Below are 17168 nucleotides of genomic sequence, written 5' to 3'. Positions count from 1 at the left end.
CTGAGGGTGCCGCCACGGAGTTCATGCAGAGGGCGGGCTCACCTGAGGAAGCAGCTCGGCGGCTCAATATGTCAGCATTCGCTACACCGAACGCCTCGCCGAAGCCGGTATCGAACCGTCTGTCGGCAGTGTCGGCGACAGCCACGACAACGCGATGGCCGAGACGATCAACGGCTTTACAAAGCCGAGGTCATCCATCGCCGTGGACCACGGCAAAGCTTCGAGGCGGTCGAGTTCGCCACGTTGACCTGGGTCGACTGGTTCAACAATCGCCGGCTGCTGGAGCCCATCGGCAACATCCCGCCGGCCGAAGCCGAAGAACGCTACCCCGCCATGCTGGAAGAACGGGTCATGGCCGCATAACTTAAACCAAACGGCCTCCGGCAAGCCCGTGGCGGTTCACTTTGTCCTTGGCCATCGTATTGCACGCCCGAGCCTTGCACTACCGAAGAGGCCTGCGCTTAGGTCCTGTTGTTGGCAGTTTATGCATCGAAAGACTTACATCGGTCTCTATAAGGCTCTCTCAGGTAATCTTTGACGCTCTCGAACGGCATTGGGCGAGCGAACAAATAGCCTTGTCCGTACTCGCACCCCCAGGAGGACACCAAGAGCGCCTCACCTGCAGTCTCGATACCCTCCGCCACGGTAGCAAGACCCATGGTCTTGGCCAAGCCGATCATGGCACGCACGATCTCGCCGCGATTGGAGGAGGTGCCCAGGCCCGAGACAAACGACCTGTCGATTTTGATTTCATCAACAGGAAGGTTTTGAAGGTGAACTAGTGATGCGTAGCCAGTGCCGAAATCGTCCAAGGACAGAGCAATCCCGTTTTCGCGAAGCTCGTTCAGGCTCGCCTTTATACTTCCGCCCAACTCGTCCATGAGGACGCGTTCCGTGATCTCGAGTTTAATAGATTGCCGCGGCAGTTGCCCCTTATCGAGGAGCTCCAACAAGGTTGTGACGAACTCGGGATTAACCAGGTTTTCGGTGGCGACATTGATAGAGACTTGACCGTAGTCCACCGCTGCCGCGGTCCAAGCAGCCAAATCGCGGACTATCACCTGAGCCATTCGGAGGCCCAGAGAGTGAGCAAGTCGGGGATCATCGAAAGCTTCTCTGATCGCCAGCGGAGCGATTAAGCCACGCTCAGGATGGCGGATCCGCAGAAGGGCTTCAAATCCGCGAACCTCTTGGGTGCGTAACAGCACAATAGGCTGATAGAAGGCCTCGATCCACCCTTCGCGCAACGCCTGTCGCGCCAGGTCCAAAGCCTCCAACCGCCGGGCCGCCGCACTGCGAACGGTGGGATCATACAGCTTTACGGTTCCTTTGCCTGCAGCCTTGGCGCTGTAGAGCGCCAGATCCGCGCGCTTGAAGAGCTCGTCGGCGTTATGGCTGCGCCGACTAACAGCGCAACCGATACTCGGCCTGCATCCCCGGGTTTTCTTGTTGGCCCTCAGGCGCGCATCAAGCGCGGCTTCGATCGACTTCGCACGCTCAAGGAGACCCCGATCATCGGTGATCCCGCCACAAACTATCGCGAACTCGTCGCCGCCCAAGCGCGCGACAAAATCAGCTGACCCAACAACACGTTTGAGGTACTGCCCAAATAGCCGGAGGACAGCATCGCCCGTCAGGTGACCGAACCGGTCGTTGACCAGCTTGAAATCATCCATATCAAGTACCATCAACCCGACCGGCTCGAGCGCCGACCTGAGACGCCGTCTTAGCTCATCTGTGAAGCGCCGGCGGTTAGGAAGCCGGGTCAGGTCGTCTTGATTAGCCTGCCGCTTAAGGCGTTGGTTCGCTAGATAATGCTCGTGAATACCTTCCACGGTGCCGTACCAGCGCAGAATTTTGCCATTCTCACGCCGGGGGGTCGCCCGGGCGCGGGACCAGAGATATCCTCCACCCTGTTCGCGTAACCTATAGGTAACATCGAACGGTGTACCGTTGGAGAGAGCTTCCCCCCACCTTTCGGTCGTGTGCGCCACGTCGGCAGGATGGAGCGCCCGCAGCCAACCGTTTTCGAATGCGTCTTCCTGGCTCACCCCAGTCACCTCGGACCAGCGCGAAGAAACACTCAGAACATTGCCTTCTGGATCGGCGGTCCAGGGTATCTGCGGGTTTTGCTCTACCGTGTGCCGGTAATGCGCCTCGCTTTCCCGGAGGGCCTCAAGCATGCGGGCGCGCTCAATTGCTAGTGCTGCTAAGCCCCGCAACCGCGTCAGTTCATCACGCTCGGCCTTTGCAGGCTCGCGCGGTTCGTTGAAGTAAAATCCAAAAGATGCAATCACTTCGCCATTCGAGGCGAACACGGGCTTTGACCAACAAGCCCGATAGCCCAGTGGGAGGAAGATGTCTCGCCAAGCGTTCCAAAGCGGATCAGTGGCGATATCAGGGCTAATGACATCGCGCTTCTCGAACGCGGCGGTTCCGCAGGAGCCCACCCCTGTGCCGATGTTGATGTTTGGGATCATCTGCAGGAGATCGGGTGGTAAACCCGGAGCCACCCCCGAAATGAAACAATGTTGCGCGGCATCCACCAGAAGGATGCTGCAGGTTGCCCCTGGAAGATGATTTTCAGCTGCCCTGCACAGTTCCGAGAGAACATCGTGCAGTTCGGCTCCGGCAGTGACCATCTCGAGGATACTGCCCTGCGTCGCCTCGCGCTGTTCGACGGTGAGCCAATCATGGGCGTCAATGGCACACCCAACCCACCTGTCGTCTCCGGCGCGGCGAACTCGGAGGACGTGGCGGTGATACACTCCGTCATGTCGACGAACCCTCAGTTCGCCCTGCACATCCTCATGGGCTAGGGGAGACATCGGCAGTTGGGCAAGGAATGCCGCGGCGTCGGCGGGATGAATGGCGTCGAGCCAGCCATAACCCACCGCCAGGTGCTGGGGCATGCCGGTAAATTCGGTCCAGTGTATATTGTTGAAGTGCACGCGTCCTTGCGCATCGCACACCCAGACAATGCCCGGTACGGTACGCGTCAGGGTTTCGAACAGTTGGCCTTCGCTCATCAGGGTCCTCACTGACCTGCTTTCAGTGACGACCAATGTAGGGAAGGGTGGATTAAAATTGCCTGCAGCGCGCGGTTATAATCGTGTTGCCCCGCCTCGCATTTGAACTGCCCCCTGAGGACCCACCCTCGTAACCAGGGCCCGTAGCGCGCAGTTCAATCAGGATTCGGCGGCGTATAGGTCCACTACGTGCGGCGTGAAATCATCCTTCAAGCACCAGACCTTGGCTCTTGCTACCCGGCCATGCAAAGAGAGGGGTTCGGCAAGGACGATCTCCCCCGCTTTGACTGCACAGTGAGCCTCGACGGTGAAACAGTTGCCTGAAGCAGGAGAACCATCGTGGGAGACCCGCTGCACGCCATAAACATCCATGATGCTCAAAGATTTCCCTCCGTCGCGCTTTGCAAGGCTGACTGCGTCGCCTTAACAATTCCTTACCGCGAGCTCAGGGCGCTGGATGCTCCTGTACAGCACTGACTAGGCGCTTTGGGTGAACTGGGCAGCAGCATGCAAAGCTTGCAGATCGCTTGGCGCCTTAAGTGTTTGTTGAGCGCGGCCTACAGCATCCCGGGCCGTGGCGAGCGCGGCTTTGCGTAGTTCCGGGTTCAATTCAGCAACGATCTCCAAACTGTGCAAAAGACGCAGCACCACTTCGATAATGCCGGCCCCGTCGCGTGCTATGGGCCGGAAGGCATCTTCAAGCAGGTCCTCAGGCGCGAGTGGCGGGACGGCAACCCTGTCGTTTTCAGGATCAGTCGGGGTGCTGGGCTGCCAACTGGACAAAAGTCTTGTGAGTGTCCCAATCACATCGATTGCTGTCCCTGGATCATTCACCCCTGGCGAGAGCGCCCGATCCGCGACTTCGGCAAGAACTACCAGGCCGAACCTCGGGTCGCTGTCGAAGCTCCGCTGGCCGCCCACAACAAAAGCTCTGATCAGTTCCGCTTTGAGCTCCTCGTTGAGTTCACCTTCCACCATCATGAGCGGCCGTGCCGCTGACACATACGATCCCGGACGTGCAGTGACAGCAATCTGAAGATCATGCTCGACAGCGAGCGTTTGCAGCCGTTTTGCGTCGAAGTGCTGGATGTGTCCGAGCTTGTCAGTACCGACTGGCACCCCTTCAGGCTCTCCTTGCAATAAGCGGCAGTCAAACAGCGGATGTTCCTCAAGGGTGCGCAGTGCATGGGCCGTGGCAGTCTCGACCCGATCGATTGTATGTCCCACTCGCCCGATGTCCGAGATTTGAGCTATCCATCGAATAAGGGCCACAACCACCAGCGCAACAACGCCCAAGGTGACGGAAAACAGGAGCATTCGGCTCGCCGAGCCATAGATACCTGCCGATAGCCCAAGGATCGCCAGGATGGAAAACAGGAATGCACCGATAAAGAGCGATATAGAGGTTTGGGCAGATCGATCTCCCACGATGAGCTGAGCAGCGCGCGGCGTGGTAGATGCAGAAGCTGAGGACAAAGCAGCCACCAACGTGGAAAGCGCAAACACCGACACCGTCAGCAGACTGGTCGCAAGGATTTCCAATATGGATTGCACAGCTTGTTGGGTGATGGTGAAGGGCAGCTCCTCGGGTGCCCAGCGCGCCAGATAAAACGCTGCCAGAATCGTGAGTACAGCGAGGCCGGAAAAGACTGCTGGCAAGAACCACATTTTGCGCAGCAAGCGCCGGAGATAGAACGAAACCTTACTCATGCAGGATCCTTGGCTGGGGCCGGGCGCAGTGAGGCACTTATAGTGCCGTCGCTCTCCAGCACGAGATATTCGACCTCGGCGATGCCCCTGGCCCCCGATGAGCGGATGGCGCTGAGCGCTTCGTCTTCGGTCACCCGTTCGCGCTTCATTGCCCTAGAACAAAAGGCTCCGTCTCGGGCCAGCAGCGTCGGCTCGGAGCGGACCACCTTGGCAAAAGGTCGCCACCGGACGGAGGCAAAGGTGACCAGGAACTGCATGAGGATCAACAGCCCCAGAGCCAAGGCACCCTCTGCCAAGGCAATGGACTCTTGGAGCAGAATGGCAGACAGCGTTGAGCCGAGTGCAACGGTAACGACAAGGTCGAAGGCGTTGAGCTTAGCCAGCGTTCGCTTGCCCGAGATGCGCAGGAACAGCACAATCGTGCCATAGGCCAGCACACCGACGACCAAGGTGCGAATGAGCCCTTGCCAGTCCTGGAAGAACATTCCGGTCCAGTTCATGCATTGCTCCGATCAGCAGAAATGGCGCCAATGGCGCGGATCAGCCTGAGCCCATGCACCAGCACGGTCAAGGCCGCGACGAGATAGCTAACACATCAGTCCAAATGTTCCCGCACCAGGGGTCGCGGCGTAAGTGCACTTGACGGACGAGTAATCGATCCATAAAGCTCGATATATGGAATCACAAGCAGCTCTCGACGTCTTCTCTGCCTTGTCTCAGGCAACACGCCTCGACACGTTCCGTCTTTTGATGGAGCACGAGCCGGATGGCCTCCCGGCGGGAGAGATTGCCCGGCGCCTGGAAGTCCCGCAGAATACGATGTCATCGCATCTAGCGGTTCTGGCGCGAGCTGGGCTTGTTGAGTCGGAACGGCATAGCCGCTCGATCGTCTACCGCGCCGTAGTGGAACGCGTGCGCGAGATCGCGAGCTTTCTGGTGCAGGACTGTTGCGGCGGTCGCCCGGAACTGTGCGAACCCCTAGTCGCTGAATTCACCCCGTGCTGCTCTCCGAAGGAGACGAGCCATGTCTGACCGCGTCTACAACGTCCTATTCCTCTGCACTGGCAATTCGGCCCGCTCCATCCTGGGCGAGGCTATCCTCAACCATATAGGCAGCGGCCGCTTCCAGGCATACTCCGCCGGTTCGACGCCGAAGGGTGCCGTGCACCCGATGACGCTGCAAACCTTGAACCAGGTGGGCATTCCGATCGACGGCCTGCGCTCAAAGGCCTGGGACGAGTTCGCGGTGCCGGGCGCGCCCAAGATGGATTTTATCTTCACAGTTTGCGACAACGCCGCCGGCGAGACCTGTCCGATCTGGCCCGGCCAGCCGATGACCGCCCACTGGGGCATCGAAGATCCCGCCGCGGTCGAGGACCCCGAGTTCAAGCAACGGGCCGCGTTTGAGGATGCCCTGCGGTACCTTCGCAACCGCATCGGCGCCTTCATCAACCTGCCGATCGCCAGCATCGATCGCATGGCATTGAACTCGAGGCTTGAAGGCATCGGAGCAATGGACGGCACCACCACCAAGTCCTCGAAGGCCGCGTAGAACCATGTCCATCTTCGAACGCTACCTCACCCTCTGGGTCGCGACCTGCATCGTCGTCGGCATCGCCGCCGGGCACTTCTTTCCGGCCGTGTTCCAGGGACTGGGCTCGTTCGAGTACGCTCAGGTCAACATCCCCATGGCGGTGCTGATCTGGCTCATGGTCATCCCGATGCTGGTCCGCATCGACTTCATGAGCCTGCGCCGGGTCGGCTCTTATTGGCGAGGCATAGGCGTCACTGTTTTCATCAACTGGGCCATCAAGCCGTTCTCCATGGCTCTGCTCGGCTGGCTCTTCATCGGCTGGCTGTTCCGGCCGTTGCTGCCTGAGGTGCAGATCGACAGCTACATCGCCGGTCTGATCATCCTGGCGGCAGCCCCATGCACCGCCATGGTGTTCGTGTGGTCGAATCTGGTGCGGGGAGAACCGCATTTCACCTTGTCTCAGGTTGCGCTGAACGATGCCATCATGGTCGTCGCCTTTGCTCCCATCGTCGGCCTGCTGTTGGGACTGTCGGCAATCACCGTGCCATGGGACACTTTGTTGCTCTCGGTCGGACTCTACATCGTCGTGCCGGTTATCGCCGCGCAGCTTTATCGACGCTGGCTGCTGGCCAATGGGGGCATCGACGCCATGAACCGGGTGCTGTCCGTCCTGCAGCCTATATCGATCACCTCCTTGCTGCTGACCCTGGTCATGCTCTTTGGCTTCCAGGGCGAGCAGATCATCGCACAGCCGACCGTCATCCTGCTGCTGGCGGTGCCAATTCTGATCCAGGTCTACTTCAACTCCGGCCTGGCCTATTACCTGAACCGGGTCTCCGGAGAACAGCACTGCGTCGCTGGCCCCTCCGCGCTGATCGGTGCATCGAACTTCTTCGAACTGGCCGTGGCCGCGGCCATTGCCCTGTTCGGATTCAACTCCGGTGCAGCCCTGGCGACGGTCGTCGGCGTCCTGGTCGAGGTGCCCGTCATGCTGTCTGTCGTCTGGATCGTGAACCGATCCAAGGGCTGGTACGAACGCGGCCCCGCCGTACGTCACAACACCGAAACGAGGGTCACCGGATGAGCGTCACCATCTATCATAATCCTGATTGCGGAACGTCCCGCAACACACTGGCGATGATCCGCCAGTCCGGCGTCGAGCCAATTGTCGTCGAGTACCTCAAGACGCCGCCGAGCCGCGACCGTATCGTGGAGCTGGTTTCCGCCGCAGGTCTCTCGCTGCGAGATGCCTTGCGCAAGAAGGATACGCCCTTTGAGGAGCTTGGGATGGCCGATCCCGCCAAGACGGATGACGAGCTTCTGGATGCCCTAGGGGCAAACCCGATCCTGCTAAACCGCCCCTTCGTGGAGACGCCGATCGGCACGCGCCTCTGCCGCCCATCAGAGGTCGTGCTCGACATCTTGGAGAACCCCGACATCGGCCCGTTCACGAAGGAAGATGGCGAAGTCATCATCGACGCCGAAGGGAAGCGTATTGCCTGATTTACCCAATATCACGCCGGCAGCCTTCGACGCTCCGGATTTCTCCAAGCTCATCGCTCCCGTCCTCGACCACAAGCCTCGCATCCTGATGCTCTATGGCTCACTGCGGGAGCGGTCTTACAGCCGTTTCCTGACCTTCGAGGCGCAGCGTCTTCTTGAAGCACTCGGCGCCGAGGTCCGCATCTTTCATGCCAACGGCCTGCCGCTGCCGAACGATGCGCCCGAAAGCCATCCCAAAGTGCAGGAGCTTCGCGAGGCCATGCTGTGGTCCGAAGGCCAGGTTTGGACTTCGCCGGAACGGCACGGAGCCATGTCTGCGGTAATGAAGTCCCAGATCGACTGGATACCCCTGCCGGGCGGCGCCATCCGCCCGACTCAGGGTCGTACCCTAGCCGTTATGCAGGTCTCTGGCGGATCGCAGTCATTCAACGCCGTGAACCAGATGCGTATCCTGGGCCGCTGGATGCGGATGGTGACCATCCCGAACCAGTCCTCGGTCGCCAAGGCCTTCCAGGAGTTTGACGAAGCCGGCCGCATGAAACCGTCGTCCTATTACGACAGGGTGGTGGACGTCATGGAAGAGCTGGTGAAGTTCACGTTGATCAATCGCGGCGTCTCCAGCTACCTGACCTCCCGCTACAGCGAGCGCAAGGAAGCGGCGGCCAAACTCGAGGAGCGAGTCGGCCCGAAGTCTTTATAGATTACGAAGGCACGGTGATCCAAACGACGAGCCCGCATCAGGAATGGCCGCTATCTGAACTTGCGGACCACAAACCGGACGGACTGTTTCCCACCCCAAAGGGGCGGTCCGGAGCCGAGCCGGAATGCCGCTCTCATTGCCGCAGGCGCTTGGCTGCGGCACCGTCGTCGCAAATGTGCAAGCGAACCTCCACCAGCTTGCTTCCAGCAAACAGAAACTGCTCGGCCAAATGGATTGTCCCGGCAGAACCGACCAGACCTGCGCGAATGGTGGCGAACACGATATCCCCATCACCGTACACTCCAAGCAGCTCAAAGCGCTCGAAGTCATAGAACGCCCGCACCGCGGGATAGAACTTCTGAAACTCACCTAATCCCCGATATGTCCCCCCGAAGGGCAGGGACGCTGGTTCATGCATGATCAGGTCATCGTCGAAACGATCGGGGTAGTCCTCGAGGCGCCTCTTTGAACTGATCATTTCCTGGATGAACGCCTTGTTCTCGTCGGTTAAGCTCATATGGCAGCACTCCCGATTTCCGCCATCTCTGGCCGCTGTGTCGGCAAACTGAGTGATGCGGCGGGCACGAACAAGTACGCACAAGTTTGGCTGCGAGTACCATTCTTGAAAGTAATGCGATGCGCTGGAAGCGGTCTGAGCAGAGAACGGGATGCCCGATAGAGGCAACCCTTTCCGTTGTGGGCGGGGTGTGGAAGCCACTGATTTTCTATGCACTGCTGAGCGGACGACGTCGCTTTGGCGCACTTCACCATCTGGTCCCCGGATCGACACCGAGGATGCTCACGCTGCAGCTGCGAGAGTTGGAGGAGGACGGAGTCGTCGTCAGGACCGTCTTCGCCGAAGTTCCTCCCAGGGTCGAATACGAACTAAGCCCGCTGGGCCATTCCCTGGAGCCCGTCCTCGCCGGGCTGCATGAATGGGGGATCCTGTATCGTCGGCAACTGCAACCCCCGGAGGAGTAGCATCCATTTGCCAGGACCTGGCCGCCCGTTGTGCGGCTGGTCGGCTTATTGGGCTCGTGTGGGCACAGCAATGAGCTGTACCAGCGCCGCCGACAGTGACAGGAAAGTGCGTCTGAGCATTATGCCCTCCTCTTGCCTGATGAACGACTATCCGTGTCGTGAGCTGACCATGCGCGCCATGACGCCGGCGAAGCGAGGGTCAGCGTCCTGCCCGGTCCATGCACGGCGGCGAACAGCAAGCCGGCCATGAATGTGAGATGGTTGATGAAAACCCCACCTGCCTCGGGTTCCCCTGCCAAGAGGGGGCCTGTAGAATGCAAAGCCGAGGAACAGAACATAAAGGCCTGCCAACGCCGCCGCCTCCCGGAAAAAGGCACCTGTCAAGAAACCGAGGACAAGACCAAGCTGACGAGCAGGGCTTTTCCAAGCAGGGACAAAAATGGAGTGCAGAGCAGAGACTTCCGCCTGTGCCAGCGCACGTCTCACAAGGCCCGAGTATGCCGGGCCTTCTCATAGAGCGGCAGCTTCTGAAACGTGGCCCCCGGAATCTGCCAGTCCGCTAACCACCCCGACGCCGCCGGTATCCTGGCGCCCAGAACCGTCAGTCTGGTGCCGACCCCATTTAGGCCATTGGGTGGCTTGTTCATCAGCCCCGAAGGCAGCCGCATCGAACAAAGCGCCTTAGCTCAAACGCAACGCCAACGGCCCCCTCGATCGAGCCGACTGAACGAGCCGTTGTCGAAACAGCAACCTGCCGCTGCCCGCCCGTCGCCCATGGATCCGCGCTCCCGCAACGCGTTGAAGATCGCCAAGGAGGGCTGGAGCCTGAGCGACGTCGTTGCCCATGGCGCTATCGACTATCATCCGTCTATCGTCGGCCGGGGTGTTGAAGCCGCTGATCACATGCAGGAATGGTTCGAGGCCGGTGCTGCCGGCGGGTTCTGGATATCACCGGACATCTATGAAGACGGCGTGGATACATTCGTCAACAGCGTCGTTCCTCAAGGAACGTGGTCTTTTCCACCAGGACTATGAGCGCGCGACCCTGCGGGACCATGTGGGCGCCCCCGTCCAGTATGGCATCGACCCACGGGTGTAGGTCTCGAATCCCGCCCGCTGGGCTGCTCATCTATCCGCCAGGAGTACGCAAAATGAAGTTACCCAACCAGGGCAGCATGGCATTGCAACATGCTGCTCGACGCAGTTCCGCGAAGTTACTCACAAGAGGCCTGACGCTCGCCACCATGGGCATGCTGACGGCCATGCCGACCATTCCGGCACAGGCCCAGCAACCATCATCGGCAGGTTTATCCTGTGATGATGGGATAGCGAACGCACTGTCTGGGGTCGAGGAGACAAAGGTGCTGCTCGTCCGCCATTTCGAACAGGGCGAGTCCATGATATTGAGCGATGGCGCCGATGCTGCGGCACCAACTGCAGTTGAAGGAACCGGGGCCGCCACACCGCCAATCGCCGGCGTTGATCTGTGCCTCGTCAAGCTGCTCGTCGGACCTGGCGTTCCGGGCCCGGCTGATGCCCCTTCCACCTCAGCCGGTATCGGCATCGAAGTGCTTTTGCCGACTCATGAGACCTGGAACGAGCGCATCCGTGCCTATGGAAACAGCGGCTGGGCCGGCACGCCGCAAGCTAGCCTAGATGTGGTTGCCAGCGACGACATCCATGTCGCTGCATCTACAAAAGGTTTTGTTGTCGCCACCTCAGACCACGGGCACGTCGGTTCGCCGATCGATCCGTCCTTTGCGATGAACCCCAACGGCAGCATCAACACGACCGGCTGGAATGACTTCTCCGAGCGCAGCTTGCACGAAGTGGCCGCGAAGACCAAGCTGCTGACCAAGCTCTATTACGGCCGCGAGCATACTTATGCCTATTGGGACGGTTTCTCCACTGGCGGTCGGCAGGGCTTGAAGCTGGCGCAGACGTTCGCCGACCATTTCGACGGCATCCTCGTTGGCTCGCCCGCCATTAACTGGACCAAGTATCACACTGCAGGTCTTTACGCTCAGATCGCCATGCAGGGAGATCTCGGATACCTGATCGCACCGGAGAAACTCACCGCAGCATCGCAGGCCGCCATTGCTGGCTGTGGCGGTGCGGAATTGGGCTTTTTGATCGACCCCCTTTCCTGCGAATACGATGCGACCCGGGATGCTGCGATCCTTTGCGAGGGTCAGGCGACTGATAGCTTGATGGGCACCAACACTGCCGAAACCTGTCTCACAGCCGCCGAAGCTCAGGTCATCAACAAGATCTGGTACGGTCAAACCGCCGACGGTGCGGCGCCCACGGCAACTAAAGACAACGGCGGTTCCAATGACCTTATTGACGGTCGCATCTGGTTCGGCTGGACCCGCGGCACCGACCTGGCCACAACCCCTGCCGGCGGCGCACCGGGTATTATCCTGGCAGCCGATCAAACTGCTCTGGAACTGCAAGACCCTGAAGTGGGCAGCGACTTCTTCGTCAACGGTGCCGGCAGAGGGCAGAACGCTTGGCTGCATTCCCTAGATTATGCGGGTCTCGCAGACGCTCAGGGCAAAGGCGTGGAACTGCAGTCGGAATTCAGCAACATCAACACCGATAACCCCGACCTAGCAGCCTTCGCCGCTTCAGGTGGCAAGATGGTAATGTACCAAGGCCTTGCCGATGAATACATCCCAGCACAGGGCGCAATAAATTATTACGAACGCGTCCTGGGCAAGATGGGTGGCGCTGATGCGGTGCAAGAGTTCTATCGCTTCTACCTGGTTCCTGGTTTTACCCACAGCGGCCGTCAAGAAGGCCTGCCCACAGTCCCAGTGCCGCAGCCCGCAAATGGCCGAGACGAGCTGTTCACGGCATTGCAAGATTGGGTCGAGAACGGACGAGCACCGCAGCAAATTGAGCTGACATCCAGTGACCTCAGCGTCTCGTTGCCGCTTTGCGTCTATCCACAGAAAGCCACCTATGACGGCACTGGCGAGGTGAAGTCTGTAGCAAGCTATAGCTGCATCTAGCGGATCAAATGTGCAAATCCTGGAGAGTCACAGGCTCTCTGGGATTTGCATGCCAATATCTCGATAGCCCTCCCGACACCCTCCCGGGTGACCGCTTTTGCGGCTTTGTGGCTAATAACAGACTGACAGCCTTCCACCCCATTTCTGACAATCGGCCAAGAAAGTTGGAGGGCAGGGTACGGGTTGTGAGAGGGCAGGCAGCTTTGGTGTGGAATCGGGGGATAGCAAACCCACCCGCGGCGAGTGCTGCCGATGATGATCTCGAGCTTGAGCGCCATGATTCAGATAGCCAGATCGGCTTTTCGAAGAGAGCCTTGCTCAAGGTGAGTGCTCGATTTGGATGGAAACCGAGGTCCTGGGCGAGGGTGGGCCGTCGGGCGTTAGAGCGAAATCACACTGATCCTTCTGCCCTATTCCATGCTACATGTATTTGCGGCGCTCAAAGTCTCGATCACGCTCGCCGTGATCGGGGCGGTCGTTGCTCAACTGGTCGCCGCCGATCACGGACTGGGCTATTTCATTGCCTTTTCCACCTCAATGTTCCGAATTCCATTGGCATTTGCCGGCCTGATCATCCTGTTCACGCTCGGCCTCCTGCTCTTTCGCGCCCTTACTTTGCTCCAAAGTCTGATCGCGCCCTGGTCTGTGTTAGGCAGCCGTTAGGAGCACGGGGGCAGCGCAAGCATGAAGCAGAGGCCTGCCTAGATTTTGATCATCCGGCGGGATCCACGGTAATTTCTGCAGGGTTTCGCCACCCTCTGAATGGCATACCACTTGCAGTGCTTGGTCGTGGGGCCTCGCAGTCGTTGACGCTGCTTCTGCGGAGCAAGCGGCGGCGACAGCCTGAATTGCCAGCCAAGGTGCCGAGAAACTCATGTCCTGGATATCGCTCCCGCGTCTGGCAGATCGGCATGAACACGACGGAAGCGAGCCATGAGCACCACCTTCAAATCCCTGCGCCAGTTCGCGGTTCATATCTACGCTCAGGATGGCGTTTCCACCATGTGCCTAGAGCTGCAGGACACTTATGCGGTCGACGTCAATATGCTCCTCTTTACTGCCTGGGTGACACATGAAGGGGGGAAAGCGCTAGAGCTGCACGATATCGCGGCGGCGGACGAGCGGGTCAAGGCTTGGCGCTGCGAAGTAGTGCAGCCGCTTCGGGCAATTCGCCGCCGGCTTAAAAGCGGGCCCGCGCCCGCGCCGGATTCTGCATCTGATAGTATTCGCAACAGGATCAAGGCTGCGGAGTTGGAGGCAGAACTCCATCAGCTTGACGTATTGCAGCAGTTTGCCGAGCGCTGGCAAGGCGGCAAACACGATATCGGCGATCCGCACAGAGTTGAGCGCGGCTTGGCTGCGTGCCTCGAATATTTCGGTGGTCCCCAGGCTCGTGCAGAGAGCAGCGACAGTCTCAAGGCTGTTCTGCGTGCGCTCCGGGCTGCGTCTGCCTCCAACGTTTGACGGTAGGCAAGTCGATATCGAACAGGTCCAGTGCGCGCCCGACAGATTGATCCACCATCTCGATCAGCGTTTTGGGTCGGGCGTAAAAGGCCGGAACCGGCGGCATGATGATAGCGCCATTGCTCGTGGCCTGCGCCATCAATGCAATGTGCCCGGCATGCAGAGGCGTTTCGCGCAGCATCAGCACCACGCGGCGACGTTCCTTCAGGCAGACGTCGGCGGCGCGCACGATCAGTTCTTCGGCATAGCAATTGGCGATGCCGCTCAGCGTCTTGATCGAGCAGGGAGCCACCAGCATGCCCTGCGTCAGGAATGAACCCGAAGCGACAGAGGCGCCGATATCCTTGAAACCATGAACAGCATCAGCCAGCGCCTTGACCTCATCGACCGAATAATCGGTCTCTTCGACGATTGTGCGCGCCGCCGAGGGCGACAGGATAAGGTGCGTTTCGACATCATCCTGGCCGCGCAGCATGTGCAAGGCGCGTATCCCGAAAATGGTCCCGGATGCCCCGGTAATGGCCACGATCAGCCTCTTCATGTCGCCTTTTCCTTGGCCATTATCTCGGCTGTTATCCTCCGCCGCCCGCCCAGAGATAATCCTAGTCTCCTGGGCTGCGTCAAGTTGGTCGAGCGTTGCTTTTTCAACAACACGCAGGTGACAAAACGGTAATTTACCGCGGGTTTTGAGCGTGGAAGATTGCGCTCATCGCACTAGAAAACGTGTCGCCTCGAGTGACGGGAGTTTGCTGACGTGTCTGTGTTCGACCGAATTTCCAGCATGAAACACAATGAAGCGCCTTCGTTGCGAAGCTGGCTAGCAGACCTTCAGGACCACGAAATCCTGACACTCGCTCAGCCCACCGATATCGACTATCTGCCTACCGCACTGGTGCTCGAACTGGAGCGGCAGGGTCGCGATCCCGTGGTGGTGATTGACAAACCGGACGGCTTCACCATGCCGGTAGTTAGCAATCTGTTTGCAAGCCGCGAGCGCATCGCCCGCTTCTGCGGTGTCGAGCCGGGCAAGTTCCATGAGCGTTGGGCGCAGGCCGCCGAAAAGACCATTGCACCCCGTCTGGTGGAGAGCGGTCCGGTGCATGACCATGTCATTCAAGGCGACGAACTTGACATCGGTGCGCTGCCGATCAGCCGGCATTTCGAGAAGGATGCGGGCCGCTACATCGGCTCGGGCATTCTCATCTGCAAGGATCCCGATACCGGGGTGCGCAACCTGTCCTACCAGCGGCTGCAGCTCAAGGGACCAAATCGGCTGGGTGCCAGCCTGCATTCCCGCGGCCACATCTGGGAGCACCTGTCCCGCTGCGCTGCCCGGGGCAAGAACCTGGAAGTTGCCATTGTTATCGGGGTTCACCCGGCCATTAACCTGGCCGCGGCTGCCAAAGTGGCCATGGAAGTTGATGAGTTGGATATTGCCGGCGGCTTGCTCGGAGAGCCGGTTGATCTGGTCAAGTGCAAGACCATCGACGTCGAGGTCCCTGCCTGGGCCGAGATCGTCATAGAAGGCGAGATTCTGGCCGGCGTTGAGGAGGCGGAGGGGCCGTTCGGCGAATATACCGGTTATTCCACCTATCGTTCCACCAAGAATGTTTTTGTCGCCAACGCCATCACTCACCGCGACCGCCCGATTTTCCACGACATCATTCCGGGCTTTTCCGCCGAGCACCTGCTGCTGGGCCGTTCCAGCAAGGAAGCCCACGTGGTCATGCGGCTGCGGGAAATGGTTCCCAACCTCAAAGCGGTAAACTGGCCCAAATCCGGCACGCATTTTCACGCTTATATGTCGCTCAAGAAGTCGGCCGAGGGCCAGCCCAACCACGCCATGATGCTGCTGATGGGGCTCGACCCCTATATAAAACTCGTGGTTGCCGTCGATGAGGATGTGGACGTCTTCAATCAGGACGAGGTGATGTGGGCTCTGGCAACCCGGTTCCAGGCCGATACGGACATGTTCTGCGTGCCCAATGCCTTGTGCAACCAACTCGATCCGTCGTCTCGCAACGGTACCTCGGCAAAGCTGGCCTTGGATGCCACGGCCCCGATGGATTGGGATGTTGAGCGGGCAGTCTTGCCCGAAAGTGCCCAGCAATGGGCTCGAGAAACCCTGACTTCAATTCGCTAAATCCCCCTGCGCTGGAGTAAACCGCCATGAATAGACGCTCACTAATTGCCGCCCTCATTCTTTCCACGACTGCGCTTTCGGCTATGCCGAGCTTTGCCCAGGACGACCTGACCTCGGCACAGATCAGACTCGATTGGCGTCCGGGGGCCCAACACGCACCGTTCTACTACGGTCAGGCTTCGGGGCTTTATGCGCAGGAGGGAATTGATCTGGAGATCATTTCCGGTTCCGGCTCGTCCGATACCGTCAAGCAGGTTGGCGCCAACGCCGTCGAGTTCGGCTTGGTGGATGGTCTCGTGCTGGTGCAGGCCAAGGCTCAGGATGTGCCGGTGGTGGCTATTGCCGGCTTCTATCAGGACAATCCGACCGTCGTCATCAGTCCCCAGGATAGCCCGATCACCTCTCCCGACCAGCTGACCGACGGCGTGCTGCTGGGCAACAAGAAGGGCAGCGCCACCAGCCAGGGCCTGAGTGCCATGCTCAGCGCGAACGGCATATCGGAAGACGATGTGGAAATGGCCGACGTTGGCTTCGGCGTGCAGCCGCTTCTGGTCGGCCAGGTCGGGGCCTTGATGGGCTTCGAAATGAATGAGCCAATCGAGGCGGCCACCTTGGGCATGGCTGTCCATGTCATGCCGGTGTCGGAATTCGGCGTTGACGCCTATGGACTGACGCTGGTTGCCGGCCAGAATGTGATTGCGGACAATCCCGATCTGGTGGCCGGCTTCGTACGGGCGACCCTTGGGGCCATGCAGGCGAGCATGGACAATCCCGACGAAGCGATCGCCGCTGTTGCAGCGGCAGTTGACGAAGTCGACACCGTTCGTGAAGCCAATGTTTTGGAGCTGACCACGCCTTACTGGACTGGCAGTGGGGACCGCGAAATCGGCGCAATGAGCCAAGCGCGCTGGCAGAGCACTTCCGAGCTGGGCGCCAAACTGGGCCTGGTGGACGCGGCGCCCGAGGCACCAAGCCTGTTCACCACCGATTTCATTGCGCAGTGACCCACGACAGGCAGGCGATGTCGCTAACCACTAGACCAGATCCCAGTCACGGCCAGCTTGCTGGCCGTGACGAAGCTATTCTC

Annotated in this window: 18 protein-coding genes and 1 pseudogene; 13 read left to right on the top strand and 6 right to left on the bottom strand. The window is 59.6% G+C overall.

Going from position 1 to position 17168, the window contains the following annotated elements; all coding sequences use genetic code 11:
- Nucleotides 1-49 precede the first annotated feature (49 nt).
- A pseudogene (locus AC3YMN_RS18190) lies at nt 50-363 on the top strand (integrase core domain-containing protein); the annotation flags it as partial.
- Nucleotides 364-482: 119 nt separating this feature from the next.
- On the opposite strand, the gene AC3YMN_RS18185 reads toward AC3YMN_RS18190, so the two are convergent.
- The 4 genes from AC3YMN_RS18185 to AC3YMN_RS18170 form a co-directional block, all read right to left on the bottom strand.
- Nucleotides 483-3029: an EAL domain-containing protein gene (locus tag AC3YMN_RS18185; RefSeq protein ID WP_489891113.1), complete on the bottom strand. Its 2547-nt coding sequence runs from the start codon at nt 3027-3029 to the stop codon at nt 483-485.
- 159 nt (nt 3030-3188) lie between these two features.
- Entirely contained in the window at nt 3189-3410 is a 222-nt protein-coding gene (locus AC3YMN_RS18180; protein WP_489891112.1) for a hypothetical protein, read from the bottom strand.
- Between the two features lie 96 nt (nt 3411-3506).
- Nucleotides 3507-4739, bottom strand: a complete 1233-nt coding sequence (locus AC3YMN_RS18175) for a DUF2254 domain-containing protein (RefSeq protein ID WP_489891111.1) — start codon at nt 4737-4739, stop codon at nt 3507-3509.
- Entirely contained in the window at nt 4736-5239 is a 504-nt protein-coding gene (locus AC3YMN_RS18170) for a DUF421 domain-containing protein (protein ID WP_489891110.1), read from the bottom strand. The genes AC3YMN_RS18175 and AC3YMN_RS18170 overlap by 4 nt, the downstream gene beginning before the upstream one ends.
- Nucleotides 5240-5414: 175 nt before the next feature.
- On the opposite strand from AC3YMN_RS18170, the gene AC3YMN_RS18165 reads away from it, so the two are divergent.
- The 5 genes from AC3YMN_RS18165 to arsH are packed head-to-tail and all read left to right on the top strand — an operon-like array spanning nt 5415 to nt 8476.
- A complete protein-coding gene (locus tag AC3YMN_RS18165; protein WP_489891109.1) occupies nt 5415-5771 on the top strand; it encodes an ArsR/SmtB family transcription factor in 357 nt (118 codons plus the stop codon).
- The gene (locus AC3YMN_RS18160; RefSeq protein ID WP_489891108.1) at nt 5764-6291 is read left to right on the top strand and encodes an arsenate reductase ArsC; all 528 of its coding nucleotides are present in this window, start codon (nt 5764-5766) and stop codon (nt 6289-6291) included. Before AC3YMN_RS18165 ends, AC3YMN_RS18160 begins: the two co-directional genes overlap by 8 nt.
- A gap of 4 nt (nt 6292-6295) precedes the next feature.
- Nucleotides 6296-7357, top strand: a complete 1062-nt coding sequence (gene arsB / locus AC3YMN_RS18155) for an ACR3 family arsenite efflux transporter (protein WP_489891107.1) — start codon at nt 6296-6298, stop codon at nt 7355-7357.
- Complete coding sequence (arsC, locus tag AC3YMN_RS18150; RefSeq protein WP_489891106.1) at nt 7354-7776, top strand: arsenate reductase (glutaredoxin); 423 nt, start codon at nt 7354-7356, stop codon at nt 7774-7776. Before arsB ends, arsC begins: the two co-directional genes overlap by 4 nt.
- A complete protein-coding gene (gene arsH, locus AC3YMN_RS18145; protein ID WP_489891105.1) occupies nt 7733-8476 on the top strand; it encodes an arsenical resistance protein ArsH in 744 nt (247 codons plus the stop codon). The genes arsC and arsH overlap by 44 nt, the downstream gene beginning before the upstream one ends.
- Nucleotides 8477-8609: 133 nt before the next feature.
- On the opposite strand, the gene AC3YMN_RS18140 is transcribed toward arsH, so the two are convergent.
- Entirely contained in the window at nt 8610-8993 is a 384-nt protein-coding gene (locus AC3YMN_RS18140; RefSeq protein ID WP_489891104.1) for a nuclear transport factor 2 family protein, read from the bottom strand.
- 119 nt (nt 8994-9112) lie between these two features.
- On the opposite strand from AC3YMN_RS18140, the gene AC3YMN_RS18135 reads away from it, so the two are divergent.
- The 5 genes from AC3YMN_RS18135 (at nt 9113) to AC3YMN_RS18115 (ending at nt 13938) form a co-directional block, all read left to right on the top strand.
- On the top strand, nt 9113-9457 hold the full coding sequence (locus AC3YMN_RS18135) for a winged helix-turn-helix transcriptional regulator (protein ID WP_489891121.1): 345 nt from the start codon (nt 9113-9115) through the stop codon (nt 9455-9457).
- A 639-nt stretch (nt 9458-10096) separates the two neighbouring features.
- Nucleotides 10097-10492 (top strand): hypothetical protein, encoded by a 396-nt coding sequence (locus AC3YMN_RS18130; protein WP_489891103.1) that lies wholly within the window; start codon nt 10097-10099, stop codon nt 10490-10492.
- A gap of 116 nt (nt 10493-10608) precedes the next feature.
- Nucleotides 10609-12474, top strand: a complete 1866-nt coding sequence (locus AC3YMN_RS18125; RefSeq protein WP_489891102.1) for a tannase/feruloyl esterase family alpha/beta hydrolase — start codon at nt 10609-10611, stop codon at nt 12472-12474.
- A 390-nt stretch (nt 12475-12864) separates the two neighbouring features.
- Nucleotides 12865-13137 (top strand): ABC transporter permease subunit, encoded by a 273-nt coding sequence (locus AC3YMN_RS18120; RefSeq protein ID WP_489891120.1) that lies wholly within the window; start codon nt 12865-12867, stop codon nt 13135-13137.
- 270 nt (nt 13138-13407) lie between these two features.
- Nucleotides 13408-13938 (top strand): TIGR02444 family protein, encoded by a 531-nt coding sequence (locus AC3YMN_RS18115; RefSeq protein ID WP_489891101.1) that lies wholly within the window; start codon nt 13408-13410, stop codon nt 13936-13938.
- Here AC3YMN_RS18115 and AC3YMN_RS18110 read toward each other — a convergent pair.
- On the bottom strand, nt 13889-14479 hold the full coding sequence (locus tag AC3YMN_RS18110; RefSeq protein WP_489891100.1) for a UbiX family flavin prenyltransferase: 591 nt from the start codon (nt 14477-14479) through the stop codon (nt 13889-13891). The genes AC3YMN_RS18115 and AC3YMN_RS18110 overlap by 50 nt on opposite strands.
- 240 nt (nt 14480-14719) lie before the next feature.
- Between AC3YMN_RS18110 and AC3YMN_RS18105 the strand changes: the two genes are divergently transcribed.
- Nucleotides 14720-16081 carry a UbiD family decarboxylase gene (locus AC3YMN_RS18105; protein WP_489891099.1) on the top strand — a complete coding sequence of 454 codons (1362 nt, stop codon included), beginning with the start codon at nt 14720-14722 and terminating at the stop codon, nt 16079-16081.
- A 26-nt stretch (nt 16082-16107) separates the two neighbouring features.
- The gene (locus AC3YMN_RS18100) at nt 16108-17085 is read left to right on the top strand and encodes an ABC transporter substrate-binding protein (protein ID WP_489891098.1); all 978 of its coding nucleotides are present in this window, start codon (nt 16108-16110) and stop codon (nt 17083-17085) included.
- Nucleotides 17086-17168 lie beyond the last annotated feature (83 nt).

This window comes from Devosia sp. Z11_6 (assembly GCF_058133665.1).
The sequence above is the reverse complement of the archived record's forward strand: the minus strand, read 5'-3'. Positions and strand labels throughout refer to the sequence as shown.

Excerpts from the sequence above, each read along its gene's own strand:
- AC3YMN_RS18125 (WP_489891102.1), top strand. The coding sequence starts at position 10,609 with ATGAAGTTACCCAACCAGGGCAGCATGGCATTGCAACATGCTGCTCGA.
- AC3YMN_RS18160 (WP_489891108.1), top strand. The coding sequence starts at position 5,764 with ATGTCTGACCGCGTCTACAACGTCCTATTCCTCTGCACTGGCAATTCG.
- AC3YMN_RS18105 (WP_489891099.1), top strand. The coding sequence starts at position 14,720 with ATGAAACACAATGAAGCGCCTTCGTTGCGAAGCTGGCTAGCAGACCTT.
- AC3YMN_RS18110 (WP_489891100.1), bottom strand. The coding sequence starts at position 14,479 with ATGAAGAGGCTGATCGTGGCCATTACCGGGGCATCCGGGACCATTTTC.
- AC3YMN_RS18170 (WP_489891110.1), bottom strand. The coding sequence starts at position 5,239 with ATGAACTGGACCGGAATGTTCTTCCAGGACTGGCAAGGGCTCATTCGC.
- AC3YMN_RS18185 (WP_489891113.1), bottom strand. The coding sequence starts at position 3,029 with ATGAGCGAAGGCCAACTGTTCGAAACCCTGACGCGTACCGTACCGGGC.
- AC3YMN_RS18100 (WP_489891098.1), top strand. The coding sequence starts at position 16,108 with ATGAATAGACGCTCACTAATTGCCGCCCTCATTCTTTCCACGACTGCG.
- AC3YMN_RS18135 (WP_489891121.1), top strand. The coding sequence starts at position 9,113 with ATGCGCTGGAAGCGGTCTGAGCAGAGAACGGGATGCCCGATAGAGGCA.
- AC3YMN_RS18140 (WP_489891104.1), bottom strand. The coding sequence starts at position 8,993 with ATGAGCTTAACCGACGAGAACAAGGCGTTCATCCAGGAAATGATCAGT.
- AC3YMN_RS18165 (WP_489891109.1), top strand. The coding sequence starts at position 5,415 with ATGGAATCACAAGCAGCTCTCGACGTCTTCTCTGCCTTGTCTCAGGCA.
- AC3YMN_RS18115 (WP_489891101.1), top strand. The coding sequence starts at position 13,408 with ATGAGCACCACCTTCAAATCCCTGCGCCAGTTCGCGGTTCATATCTAC.
- AC3YMN_RS18175 (WP_489891111.1), bottom strand. The coding sequence starts at position 4,739 with ATGAGTAAGGTTTCGTTCTATCTCCGGCGCTTGCTGCGCAAAATGTGG.
- arsC (WP_489891106.1), top strand. The coding sequence starts at position 7,354 with ATGAGCGTCACCATCTATCATAATCCTGATTGCGGAACGTCCCGCAAC.
- arsH (WP_489891105.1), top strand. The coding sequence starts at position 7,733 with ATGGCGAAGTCATCATCGACGCCGAAGGGAAGCGTATTGCCTGATTTA.
- arsB (WP_489891107.1), top strand. The coding sequence starts at position 6,296 with ATGTCCATCTTCGAACGCTACCTCACCCTCTGGGTCGCGACCTGCATC.